General features: G+C 46.7%; 7 protein-coding genes and 1 pseudogene. 2 read left to right on the top strand and 6 right to left on the bottom strand.

The genetic code is table 11. The features are described from left to right. Positions 1-63: 63 nt before the first annotated feature. From BN2628_RS16335 to BN2628_RS16325, 3 genes are all read right to left on the bottom strand, one after another. Complete coding sequence (locus tag BN2628_RS16335; RefSeq protein ID WP_044229019.1) at positions 64-1,521, bottom strand: RagB/SusD family nutrient uptake outer membrane protein; 1,458 nt, start codon at positions 1,519-1,521, stop codon at positions 64-66. A gap of 13 nt (positions 1,522-1,534) precedes the next feature. Beyond that, on the bottom strand, positions 1,535-4,621 hold the full coding sequence (locus tag BN2628_RS16330) for a SusC/RagA family TonB-linked outer membrane protein (RefSeq protein ID WP_055100127.1): 3,087 nt from the start codon (positions 4,619-4,621) through the stop codon (positions 1,535-1,537). An 82-nt stretch (positions 4,622-4,703) separates the two neighbouring features. Next, a complete protein-coding gene (locus BN2628_RS16325) occupies positions 4,704-5,441 on the bottom strand; it encodes a hypothetical protein (RefSeq protein WP_021929332.1) in 738 nt (245 codons plus the stop codon). Positions 5,442-5,974: 533 nt separating this feature from the next. Here BN2628_RS16325 and BN2628_RS16315 point away from each other — a divergent pair. Then, entirely contained in the window at positions 5,975-8,650 is a 2,676-nt protein-coding gene (locus BN2628_RS16315) for a 4-alpha-glucanotransferase (protein ID WP_055100114.1), read from the top strand. 705 nt (positions 8,651-9,355) lie between these two features. Here BN2628_RS16315 and BN2628_RS16305 read toward each other — a convergent pair. The 3 genes and pseudogenes from BN2628_RS16305 to BN2628_RS16295 form a co-directional block, all read right to left on the bottom strand. Further along, positions 9,356-10,264, bottom strand: a complete 909-nt coding sequence (locus tag BN2628_RS16305) for a DMT family transporter (RefSeq protein WP_055100103.1) — start codon at positions 10,262-10,264, stop codon at positions 9,356-9,358. Next, entirely contained in the window at positions 10,257-10,856 is a 600-nt protein-coding gene (locus tag BN2628_RS16300; RefSeq protein WP_021929335.1) for a DoxX family protein, read from the bottom strand. Before BN2628_RS16300 ends, BN2628_RS16305 begins: the two co-directional genes overlap by 8 nt. 41 nt (positions 10,857-10,897) lie before the next feature. Further along, a pseudogene (locus BN2628_RS16295) lies at positions 10,898-11,681 on the bottom strand (SDR family oxidoreductase). Positions 11,682-11,811: 130 nt separating this feature from the next. Between BN2628_RS16295 and BN2628_RS16290 the strand changes: the two are divergent. Beyond that, on the top strand, positions 11,812-12,666 hold the full coding sequence (locus tag BN2628_RS16290; protein WP_021929337.1) for a helix-turn-helix domain-containing protein: 855 nt from the start codon (positions 11,812-11,814) through the stop codon (positions 12,664-12,666). Positions 12,667-12,856 lie beyond the last annotated feature (190 nt).

Genomic DNA, 12,856 nt, shown 5'->3' with positions numbered 1-12,856 from the left:
CAGATATACCACACATTTCATAAACCCTCTCATAAACCTACCATTTATATACATAAAACAACATCAATAATTTCCCGTCTGCACAAGCTTGTCATTCTCATTCAATATATCCTGAGAAACAGGCCAGTACCGCTGCCACTCCTCCGTATACCGGATAAAGCCCCTGCCCCCGTAAGTCGTGATATAACCATCATAAAAAGCATTCATCACCGACTCCAGACGACCCGTACGCATGAGGTCTGACCATCGCTTGCCCTCCCCATACAACTCGAACTGCCGTTCCTGAAGAATATCATCCTCTATCCGCAACCAGTCCACACCGCCGCCGCTCACCGTATAGTCAGACAACAACCTCTCCGCAAGCCCGGCCCGTCTCCTCACCTTGTTCATCTCATCGATAGCACCCTGGTAGTCCCCCTTCCGGTTCAGAGCCTCCGCCCTCAACAACACGATATCCGCCAGACGGTAAATAGGAATATAACAATCCCGGTAAGCCGTCTCCCCCAGCCGTTCACCGGGCGACCACTTCCATATCTGGCAGCCCACAGGCATACGCACGATATGATTATCACGATAAGCCGTAATCTTCGTCGTATCCAGAGTAGCAGGCCGCCTCACATCATCAGCACCGCCCCACTCCTTCCACTTCTCCAGAATCTCCTTCGTCGGTACCAGCAGATTACCGCTATTCACATAAGTCGTCACTATGCTGTTCGCACCGTCCAGCACATACGACCATTTCAACGTCCATATATTATCCGTCGTCTTAGGGTCAGCACACACCTTCTTGAAATCAGTCCCCTCCAGCGTATACACATTCAAGTCATACAACCTTTGGGAATACCCGATAGCACCATCATAATCCCCGTTCCACATCGCCACCTCCGTACAAAGCGCATACAAAGCACCCGGACTGTAAATATAAAGCTCCGTCTCAGAATCATCCACCAACCTCGCAGCCTCCGACAAGTCGCCCTTTATCAGCTCCATGATACTCTCCTTCGACGACCGCACAGGCTTATACACATCGCTCTTCTTCAAAACCGGCTGGGAAACCAGAGGGACATCCCCCCATATCTTATACAAATTGAAATAAGCATACGCACGCAAAAAATAAGCCTCCGACAACAAATGGTCGCGCCGGTTCTCAGCCATCACCTCACCCATACGCGGAATATAATAAATCGCATAATTAGCCACCGACACCAACTTGTACCAAGCATTCCAGTCACACGAAGGCAACGCCGCCGTAAGCTTGTTGAAACAAACATTCTGATACGGATTCGTACCCCCCGACGAACCGATAAAATTATCCGACCTCGCCTCGTACCAGTTCAAGAAACCCTTCTTATAAGCATCCTTCAATGGCACATAACCCGCATTCAATGCCGCCCGCACATCATTCTCCGTCTTCCAATATATCTCCGTCGATACAGTATTCAAAGGCTCTATCTCCAGAAAATCATTCAAGCAAGAAGACATCAGCAAAACCAGTGAAAATATTCCAACTATCTTTTTCATACCTCCGTGTTGTTTAAAAGTTCAGACTAATACCCAGAAGCACCGATTTCGCCTTGGGATAAGAATTATTATCATACCCGACAGTATACCCCGAAGACGGGATTTCCGGGTCAAAACCACTATAATTGGTCCACGTAAAAAAGTCCTGCAACATAAGGCTTACCGACGCCGAACGCATCCTTGCCGCACTCGCCCACCTGTCTGGCAACCGGTACTCCAACTTGATGTTCTTCAAGCGGATATACGACCCGTCCTCTATCCAGAGACTGCTCGCCTTGCGCGTATTATCCACCGTACTACGGGCACTCGAAGGCTGAGGATACTTCGCGATATCACCCGGGGCCTTCCACGAATTAGCCACATTCACCGGATTAGCCATAGTCAGAGAACTCCACTTATGATCCGAGCGCGAACTCTCATAATTATTATACACGTCACCCCCGATAGCAAAAGAAAAAAACGCCGACAAGGTAAAATTCCGATACCTGAAATCCGTACTGAAACCACCGATAAAATCCGGCTGCCCGCACCCTATCACCTGACGGTCAGCCTCATCGATGACCCCGTCGCCATTCAAGTCGTCCCACATGACATCACCCCCTTTGAAGACCTCGCCCGTAGGAGACCCGTAACGCAACTGCTTCACCTCCCCCGTATAATCCTGCCCATTAAGCTGGTATTTCACAAAGCGGTCCTTCTCATCAAATACAGGAGTCAGCTGCACCCACTCAGGAGTAAAAGCATTCGACTGGTCATAAGGAAAAATCATACGAGCCCTATACCCATACATCGTACCCAGCGTATAACCATTATCCAAAATATACACATCATTCACAATCTGCACCGCCTCGCTCGGAATCGACGTTATCACATTCTTGTTCACCGCAATGTTCAAAGTCGTAGTCCACTCGAAATCACGCGTCTTGATATTCCTCGTAGAAATCATGAACTCATACCCCCTATTCCTCACCGCACCGATATTAGAATAAGAATTATCAAAACCCGTAGTACCCGGCAACTTCATGTTAAACAAAACATGACTCGTACGCTTCCTATAATAATCAAAATTAAAATTGATACGCCCATCCAGAAACGAAAAGTCGACCCCCACGTTATGCTGCTTCGTATCCTCCCAGCCCAGCAAGTCATTCTCAAGCTGAGTAGGCATGATACCGATATAATCCACATACGCCACCGTCGAGTATTGGGACAACGCCGCAAAATCACCCGCCGTCTGGTTCCCCGTCTTCCCGAAACTATACCGCAACTTCGCATCACTCAAGAAACCATCAGACCAGTCCATAAACCCCTCGTCCGAAAAACGCCACCCGAGCGACACAGAAGGGAAAAGCCCCCAACGGTTTGCACGCCCGAAACGCGACGAACCATCATAACGGATGTTCGAGTTGAACAAATAACGCTGCTTATAACTGTACGACACCCGCCCGAACCACGAAGCCATGCGATTCGCCGTCCAAGCATGCTTCGTATCCTCCATATCCACCGTCCCGAAACCCGAAGAAGTCTCCACAGCCTCCGTTATATTATCCGAAACAGACAAGTTCACATACTCCGAAGAATACTGCTGGATGCTGAAACCACCCAGCACAGAAAGCGAATGCACATCATCGAACGTCCTGCTATACGTCAAGATATCCTCATGCGTCCATTTAAAATTAGTCGTGTGCGTATTCTTCGACGACGGTATCTGGGACGCAACCAAAATAGCAGGCTGGAAATAACGGAAATTCTTCTGGTAAAACGACGCGGCAATAGACGTCCTGAACTTCAAATCCTTAATAATCTTATACTCCATGAAACCATTGAAATTCACATCATAATACTTATTGTCATTCTTACACAACATCGTATAAGCCAGAGGATTAGTACGATTGGCTACCACCGGAGCATACGTACCGTCAGACAATATCAGAGCCATGCTCGCCGGACGCGACAATATATTGCTCCGTCCCCCCCAAGGCGTCATCCGGTTGTTCCCCGTCGTAAAAGAAAGACGCGTACCCACCGTAAAACGCTCCGTAGCCGCATAGTCGGCATTCACCCGGGAAGTAATACGCCTGTTGTACGAATTGAGCTGGATACCCTCGTCACTCAAATACCCCGCACTCAAAAAATACTTCAATTTCTTCTCGGCTCCCGAAATACTCGCATCCACCTGATGAGTATAAGCATTCCGGAAAAGAATATCCTGGTAATTATTATCCCACGTAAACGACGGGTTCAGCGTATCCCGCGAAAAAGCAGAAGGCTCGCTATTCTGAAGATAAGCCCGCAAAATCTCATAATCGATACCCTGCTGACGGTTCATCTGAGGCAACTTATGCGAAATACGGGACTGCTTCACGGAATAAGACACCGACACCTGAGGAGTAGAAGAAGTCCCCTGCCGAGTCGTGATAATGACCACGCCGTTAGCCGACTTCGAACCATAAATAGCAGCCGAAGCAGCATCCTTCAACACCTCCACCGAAGCAATATCACGAGGATTGATATTATCGATATTATCCACCTCCATCCCGTCCACGATAAAAAGCGGGTTAGAACCCTCGCTGCTAATCGTCGAGGCACCCCGTATACGGTAAGTAGACGTAGCACCCGGCTCCGATGACGAAAGTATCTCAAGACCAGCCACCTTGCCCTGCAAAGCCGTAGCCACACTCGTAGGCGCATTATTTATCAAGTCCGCAGCACCCACAGAAGTAATAGCCCCCGTAATATCCCGTTTCCTCATCGTTCCATAACCGACCACAACAACCTCGTCAAGCTCCTGCAACGACTCCTTCATCACCACATCGATGACACTGCGCCCCTTGACATCCGCCTTATAACTCACATACCCCGTAAACGAAAAAGTCAACACGCCATCCGCCGCGACATCGATACTGTACCTCCCGTCGATATCCGTCACAGCCCTCGCCTTGCTGTCCCTTACCGTGATATTCACACCCGGCAACGGGCCGTTGCTGTCCGTCACAACCCCCTTGACCACACGCCCCTGAGAATACAGGAACAACGAAAAAGAAAAAAACAATAACAACAAAGTTATCCTCGGTCCTATCATTTCACGTAAAACCATCATCCTATATGTTTATCATTATACTTAGATTCAAAAAAACACACACCGGCCCCCGTCGAGAAAAAAACAGAAGCCCCCTATAAAATCAAAGCCCCTCTCCCTCCTCCGGGTAAGCCAGCGTTACCCTGTAATTCACAGCACTGCCCGACTCAGGAGTAACCCGAAAAATAACAGTATGCGTAAAATCAACATATCCCGACCCCGAAAAAGGCACAAACTCCGTCTCAGACCCATCATCACAAACCTCGACAGACGCCTTCTGCGAAGCAGCAGAAAGCTCCAGCTCCACCAGAATACGCTCCAGTGCAGTACCCTCCGGCACCGTTACGGTAACCGCCGAATTATTGCTGAAATTAGGAAACACACGCCTCAGCACCTCACCCGTCTCATCCCGAAAATCAGGAAAACTCACCGAATACAATTCAGCCTTCGTATACACATAAGTCAATTCCCTCACCACCGAATACACAGCCACCTTCCCGCTCTCGGCACGGACCTCGAAATCCACCGACTCCGAAGTAAAATCCATAGGAGTCAAGCTGCCCGGCGTTACCGTCGTCCACGGAGACAACTCGATATAAGGACGCAACCCCGTCAACACCACATCCGGAGGCAAAACCACCCTTATCACCTTATTCACCTCATCAATCTCACCCACATGCTCCACAAAAACATTCTTATCGGCATTATGATACGGCTTGAACGAAAAATAAGAAATAGCCCTCAAATTTGACTTAGGATAATCATCTATATCCTTACTGCACCCGGTTGCCAATCCGAGTAAAAAAACAGCAAGCCCCAAAAAAACTGTTCTTTTTTTCATGAAATATGATTAGATTTATATTATATATTATACCATAAAAAATAAACATCAAAAAAATATCCGTCGACAATGCAAAAATAAGCGCACAAAAATTCACAAACATGCTCTTTTCGGCAAAAACACTGCTCCTTTTCCCCACAAAGACAATTTTGAGCACAATGTAACAAAAATCCCGAAAAAAAACAGGACAAAAAAACAGAAAACCTTCCCCCCTGCCCCCCCTTCGGAAAAACAGCTGGAATACAACGACCGCAAAAAGCCGTTTCATACAAAAAAACCGAACCAAAAAGCACACATCTTTGTTCTAAAAAAAGGTATGGAATATAGAGCCTGTCCGGATTTTGCCCGAGCCGGATAATAATTCCCCTATCGGAAAATTCAGCCAAGCTCTTAGATTTTGAAACAAAAATTCTTTTGCAAACACTAAAAATTTTGGCACATTTTTTTTATTAAAAAAAATTCATTAATTTCATGGGACGGAAACCAACATCGCGTCCGTACCATGTAGATTAATAACTAACAATTTATATCTTATGAAAGTCATATTCAATATAGAATACCAAACAATCTGGGGACAAATCCTATACCTGACAGGAAGCCCCGATACCCTGGGAAACTTCGACGAAAACAAAGCCGTGCCGATGCGCTACAACGGCAACGGACGCTGGACATACGAGATGGAAATATCACAAGACGATATCCCCTTCGAATACCGTTACCTGGTCAAAGAATATGACAATGTAATAAACCGGGAGTGGGGCGACAACCGCACACTATACCCCGAAAACAAAACCCGGCACTGCCTGGTGTACGACCATTGGAACGAGCAACCCGAAGACAAATCCTTCTATTCCTCAGCCTTCGTCGACGGTATCTTCTCGCGGAACAACACCCATGAGCTGAAACCCTACCCGGTAAAAACACTGACACTCAAAGTCTGGGCACCGACCATACTGCCCGACCAGGTAGTCGCCATTGTCGACCGCAGCTCAGGCTGGGACGTGACAAATCCGAAGATTCTGGACGATAGCGCATACCCCCTCTGGACCATCTCCATACCCGTAGAAAACATAACATTCCCCTACGAGTACAAATTCGTCATCCTCAAAAAATCAGACAATACCCTGATAGGCTGGGAAACCGGAGACAACCGCACAGTCAACATATCCCTGCTCGCCGACAACGAATGCGTCGTCATATCCGGGATGCACCTGCACAACCCCCTTCCCGGATGGAAAGGAACAGGAGTAGCCATACCCGTATTCTCCCTCCGCACCGAACAAAGCCTCGGTATCGGAGACTTCGTCGACCTGCGGAAAATGGTCGACTGGGCTGCAGAAACCGGTATGCGCATCATACAGATACTCCCCGTCAACGACACCACAATGACACACACATGGGTAGACTCCTACCCCTACAACGCAAACTCCATATTCGCACTGCATCCCAACTATCTCCGCGTCGAAGAAATCGGCACACTGAAAGACACCGATGCGATGCAACGATACGAAGAATTGAAAAAAGAGCTGAACGCCCTTTCCGAAATAGACTACGAACGAGTATCCCTCGCCAAAGAAGCATACATCAAAGCCATTTTCTCGGAAACAGGAAAAGAAACCCTCGAATCCGAAGCATTCAAAACCTTCTTTGCGGCCAACAAAGAATGGCTCATACCCTATGCCGCCTTCTGTTGCCTGAGAGACCGGTACGGGACACCCGATTTCACACAATGGAAAGAACACTCCACATACGACAAAGCCGGCATACAACAATTCTGTGCCCCCGGAAACATTTGGTACGATGACATAGCACGCACCTATTACGTACAATACCATCTGGCACGGCAATTAAAAGAAACACGAGACTACGCCCACAAAAAAGGAGTCGTACTCAAAGGAGACATACCCATTGGCATCAGCCGCCACAGCGCCGACGCATGGAGCCATACCACCCTGTTCCACATGGATTCACAAGCCGGAGCCCCGCCCGACGCCTTCTCGGTCATGGGGCAAAACTGGGGATTCCCCACCTACAACTGGCCCGTTATGGAAAAAGACAACTACACCTGGTGGAAAGCACGCTTCCGCAAAATGGCAGAATACTTCGACGCCTACCGCATCGACCACATACTCGGCTTTTTCCGCATCTGGCAAATACCCGAATACTCCGTACAAGGACTCATGGGGCACTTCAACCCCGCGCTGCCCTACACACTCGAAGAAATGCAATCCTACGGATTCTACTTCAGTCCCTACCGGCACGCACGCCCATACATCCGTCCGTACATGCTCGGCGAAATCTTCGGCCAATACGCCGACGAAGTAATGCAAAAATACCTCGTCAGAGAACACGACGGCTCATACACCCTGCTGCCCGAAGTAAACACCCAGCGCAAAATAGAACAGCTCATGGAACAAGAGCCCGACGAGACCCGGAGGACGACAATCCGCAATGGCCTGTTCGCCCTCGTTGCCGACGTGCTGTTCCTCGAAGACCCCCAGCGCAAAAACCACTGGCATCCACGCATATCCGCACAATACACATACGGGTACAAAGCCCTGTCCGATTATGAAAAATGGTGCTTCAACCGCCTGTACGACGAGTTCTTCTACAAGCGGCACGACGAATTCTGGAAACAAGAAGCACTCAAAAAACTCCCTCCCCTCATCTCATCCACCCGGATGCTCGTATGCGGAGAAGACCTCGGCATGATACCCCACTGCGTACCCGAAGTGATGCATAAGCTACAAATACTCTCGCTCGAAATACAACGCATGCCCAAAGAAGCAAACCACAACTTTGCCGATACATGGCATTACCCATACCTGTCCGTCTGTACGACATCCACACACGACATGTCCACACTAAGAGCATGGTGGGAAGAAAACCGGGAACAAACCCAGCAATTCTACAATCACGTACTCCACCTCCAAGGAGAAGCACCCACATATTGCGAACCCTGGATATGCGAAAAAATCATAGACATGCAATTGGAATCACCATCGATGTGGGTCATCCTGCCACTACAAGACTGGCTGTCCACAGACGGGACTATCCGCCGGCAAAACCCGCAGGAAGAACGCATCAATATACCCGCAAACTCCCGTCATTACTGGAGATACCGCATGCACCTCACATTGGAAGAACTACTAAACAAAAAAAGTTTCAACCAAATGATAAAACGAAAAATCCGTTACTTTAACCGATAACACTTCACTCTCATCTCCCCTCGAAAGAGAGAAAACATTACACTCAAACTACTCATTTTCAAACAAAAAGGTCACTTTCCCCATCTCCCCTCTTGAGAGGGGCAGGGGGTGTGTCACGTCCGCGCACAGCTACCTAAAAATCAAAAACAGCCACACAAAGCCGACAAAAAACTCCTCAACCTAACCCGCACATCTCACCGTAACACCCCCCTTTATCCCCTCTCCAGAGGGGAAACATACACACTAAACTACTAATTATCAAATAGAAAACAGAATTCCAAACCTCCCCTCTTGAGAGGGGCCGGGGGTGTGTCACGTCCGCGCACTGCCTCCCAAATCAAAAACAGCCACACAAAGCCGACAAAAAACATCTCAACCTAACCCGCACATCTCACCATAACACACCCCTTTATCCCCTCTCCAGAGGGGAAACATACACACTAAACTCCTCATTATCAAATAGAAAACAGCATCACAGCCTCCCCTCTCGAGAGGGGCAGGGGGTGTGTCACGTCCGCGCACTGCCTCCCAAATCAAAAACAGCCACACAAAGCCGACAAAAAACATCTCATCCCAACCCATACATCTCGTAAGAGGCCGACGAAGGTGACGGGGAGATATGCAGCCCAAGTTGAAAAGCAACCCTATTGAGCAAAACAAGATCCGTAAAAATCTATTTCATTCCAAGCAACAGCCATACAGACGTCAAACCACCATATCAGCCCGACTTTTACTAACAGTTACCAAATATACACCACCGAAAATCAATACGATTGCAATTCCCTTCACGAAATTGAACGAATCCATACCCAAATACACAGACACGATACAAGCCACCAAAGGCTGAATATAATTATACATACCCGCAACCGTAGGGCGTAAGCGCTTCTGCCCTACCACAATCAACATATAGCTGACAAACGTACCGCATACGACAATGAAACATATCGCCCCGATAGCTTGCAAATCCAAGCCGTTCCAGTTCGTAACAATCAAATCATCATAAGAAAACGGCAAAATACAAATAAATGCATAAGTAAACATCCATTTCATGATAGTAATAAGAGAATACCGAGTTACAAAATTCTTAAATAACACGATATAAAGCGCATAACTCAATTGCGCCAGCAGTACCAGCAAATCACCCCAGATACTGTTATTCCCGCTGGTCGTTCCCTGATTGCTACCCAGAATCAACAACAGAGCACCGGTCGCCCCCAAAGCAATACCCGTCACTTTTTTGCCCGTAATAGGCTCTTTCAAGAAAAAAGCCGCAAGGATCATAGCCCATAAAGGCATACTCGTCGTTATAATAGACGCATCTCCCGGAGAAGTCAATCCCACCCCGAAGATAAAACACCCCTGATTGAATACGATAGCCAATAACGAAGCCCCGAACAATTTAACCATATCACGCGGAGCCACCCGTTCAGGCTTTCGGAAAAAAGATACAACCCAAAACAGGACCATAGCACCGAATACACGCATATCCGTCAATATAAGAGGCGCTACAATTCCACCAGACATGACTATTTTTGCAACAGGGGACATAAGCCCCCACGAAGCATTAGCCAAAAACATGGAAGCATGCCCGACAATAGTAAACTTACTCATATCTCAAAATATAATAACCCGATATAAACAATACCATAACCGGAATCAGCAACACAGCAACAATCCAACCGGAAACGATATTTGCAAAAAGAACACATAAAATCACAAAAGCAACAGCCACACAACATATACTCCATCTCTCACTTCGCGAAAGAAAACGTCTACCCCCCGACGAATAGAAACAAAAGTCCATCGAATACCTACCCGCACCCCACAATATCAAAATCACGTATATACCCAAAAACAACATCGGCAACGCTTTTATACTGAAAGGGTCGGAAAAATGATATTTTACCGCAACCAACATGTTGAAAGCCAAAATACCCGCAGAAATTCTCATTTGGAATCCCAAAATCAAAGTAACCGGACATACGACCTGTGCAAAAATAGTCAGCCATAAAGAAGGCAAATCACCGATACCAAGCGGGTCGCCAAAAAAGTCAGCAGCATACTGGTCATAATCAACGATCTTTCCATAACCATACGGAATCATCATCAAACCGGAAAAACAACGGAATAGCAAAATCAGATACGAACTGTAACAATCATATTCCCGCTCACGACTCAAACAATAATTCAGAATATCTCTCATACAGGGCAAAAATTGGATTTATCAATCTCCAAAAACACCACTCAATAAGAAGTCCACGCCCCGTCGACCGTAAATATAGAGCCATTTACAAACGAAGCCTCATCCGACGCCAGAAACAAAGCTACCGTTGCAATCTCCTCAGGAGAACACTTTCTCATATTCGTAATATACCCTTCGTGTACCTTATCCTCTATCACTTTCCAATTATCGATAGTAGCATCACGCGTCGTTTTCGAACCTATCAGTTTTTCGCTGTTGGCCCGGAGATTGGTATTCACCCGTCCGGGAGCCACCGCATTGCATCGGATATTCTTCTCTTTATAATTGAAAGCCACATTCTTGGTCAACCCCACAAGTCCATGTTTAGAAGCTACATAAGCCGCCCCTCCGCCTCTCGCTCCTGTCAATCCGGCAATAGAAGCTGTATTGACAATGACACCGCCACCCTGTCTTTCAAAGACAGGAATAACCGCACGTATGCCTCGCATCGGAGCCGTCAAGTTCGTAGCAATCACCTTATCCCAAAATTCATCACTAACCTCACCGACCGGGACCAATTCATCAAACACCCCCGCGTTATTCACCAGAATATCTATCCTGCCATACATGTCGAGAGTAACATCTATCANCATTAATGTCGGCAATCATCACTTTCGCCCCTTCCGAAGCAAACAAAGCTGCCATCGCTTTTCCATTGCCCGATGCCGCTCCGGTTATCAATGCAACTTTACCTTTTAGCCTCGTTCCTGTAGGCTGGGCATAAGCCGAACACGCCAAACCGCTAAACAAAATCAAAAAAACGTAAAACAAACTCGCACATTTCATAAAAACATCTCCTTTAAATCGTACAACTACTTTATCTCTTAATCCCATATCAATTATTTTTTAAGTAAAAGTAGTACGTACAAAAGCAATATTATTGTATTTTCGCATGAATAAATTGTAGTATTACAATATGTGGAAAGAAAATCTATATCAACCAGTAGAAGTCTTGACCCGCAAGCACACAAAATTCCCTATAGACGAACACCAACATTCATTCTTCGAAATGGTCTATGTACAGTCCGGCAGCGGTTCTTTTTATGTAAAAGAAGGAGATTTCAAAGTACAACAAACAAACTACAAATCCCATGCACTCTTCCTCATTCCGCCCGATACAGTTCACCGTTTCACCATTGACACGCACTGCGAATACATCTTCATTCGTTTCACCCCGCATTATGCAGCAGACTATCTCGGCAAACAAATAGAACAATCACTTTATACATCACTCAAACAGTGTGCAATAACACTCGACGAAAAAGACACAACAATCGTCCGTTCCCTGTTCGGGCACATCGGGCAAGAAGCATCCCATACAAGAAAATACTCAAACTACATATTACAACAATGGCTTAACAGTATTCTCGTCATCGTAGCCGGCCACTTCATGCAGGAAAATTCGGCCGAATACACCTCTGCCTCGATAGAGCCCGACAAAGCAATGTACTTGTTACAATACATTCAGCAACATATCTATCAACCCGAACTTCTGAAAACTAAAGCACTCTGCAAGAAATTCAACATGGCTTCCACATACGTCGGTCAGTATTTTAAACAGCATTTTCAAGAAGACCTGCAACAGTATATCATCAGAAACCGACTCAAAATAGTCGAAAATCTATTGACAGACACAACCATGAGTATAAAAGAAATAGCTGCAAAAATGGGATACACAGACTCCTGTTATCTGGTACGAACCTTTCGTTGCCATTACAAAATGTCACCTTTGGAATTTCGAAAAAAGCAATTACAACAAGATTTATCTTAAAAAAATACTCCCCCAAAAATACCATCCAGACCTCCCCTCTCGAAAGTGAAGTGCCCCCAAAAAGTTGGACAAAAAACCCAATAAAAACAGTGCAATAATGAAACACACCTTAGAAGAAAAGCGGGACATAGTCAGGCAAATCAAGAGAGGCCGTCCCCTCTCGAGCCTGTGCAAGGCCCTACATCTCGAC

The sequence above is a fragment of the Gabonia massiliensis genome, assembly GCF_001403595.1.
Lineage (GTDB): Bacteria > Bacteroidota > Bacteroidia > Bacteroidales > Coprobacteraceae > Coprobacter > Coprobacter secundus.
Note: the sequence above shows the minus strand (reverse complement) of the source record. Positions and strands in the feature narration are given on the sequence as shown.

Excerpts from the sequence above, each read along its gene's own strand:
- BN2628_RS16305 (WP_055100103.1), bottom strand. The coding sequence starts at position 10,264 with ATGAGTAAGTTTACTATTGTCGGGCATGCTTCCATGTTTTTGGCTAAT.
- BN2628_RS16315 (WP_055100114.1), top strand. The coding sequence starts at position 5,975 with ATGAAAGTCATATTCAATATAGAATACCAAACAATCTGGGGACAAATC.
- BN2628_RS16290 (WP_021929337.1), top strand. The coding sequence starts at position 11,812 with ATGTGGAAAGAAAATCTATATCAACCAGTAGAAGTCTTGACCCGCAAG.
- BN2628_RS16330 (WP_055100127.1), bottom strand. The coding sequence starts at position 4,621 with ATGATGGTTTTACGTGAAATGATAGGACCGAGGATAACTTTGTTGTTA.
- BN2628_RS16335 (WP_044229019.1), bottom strand. The coding sequence starts at position 1,521 with ATGAAAAAGATAGTTGGAATATTTTCACTGGTTTTGCTGATGTCTTCT.
- BN2628_RS16325 (WP_021929332.1), bottom strand. The coding sequence starts at position 5,441 with ATGAAAAAAAGAACAGTTTTTTTGGGGCTTGCTGTTTTTTTACTCGGA.
- BN2628_RS16300 (WP_021929335.1), bottom strand. The coding sequence starts at position 10,856 with ATGAGAGATATTCTGAATTATTGTTTGAGTCGTGAGCGGGAATATGAT.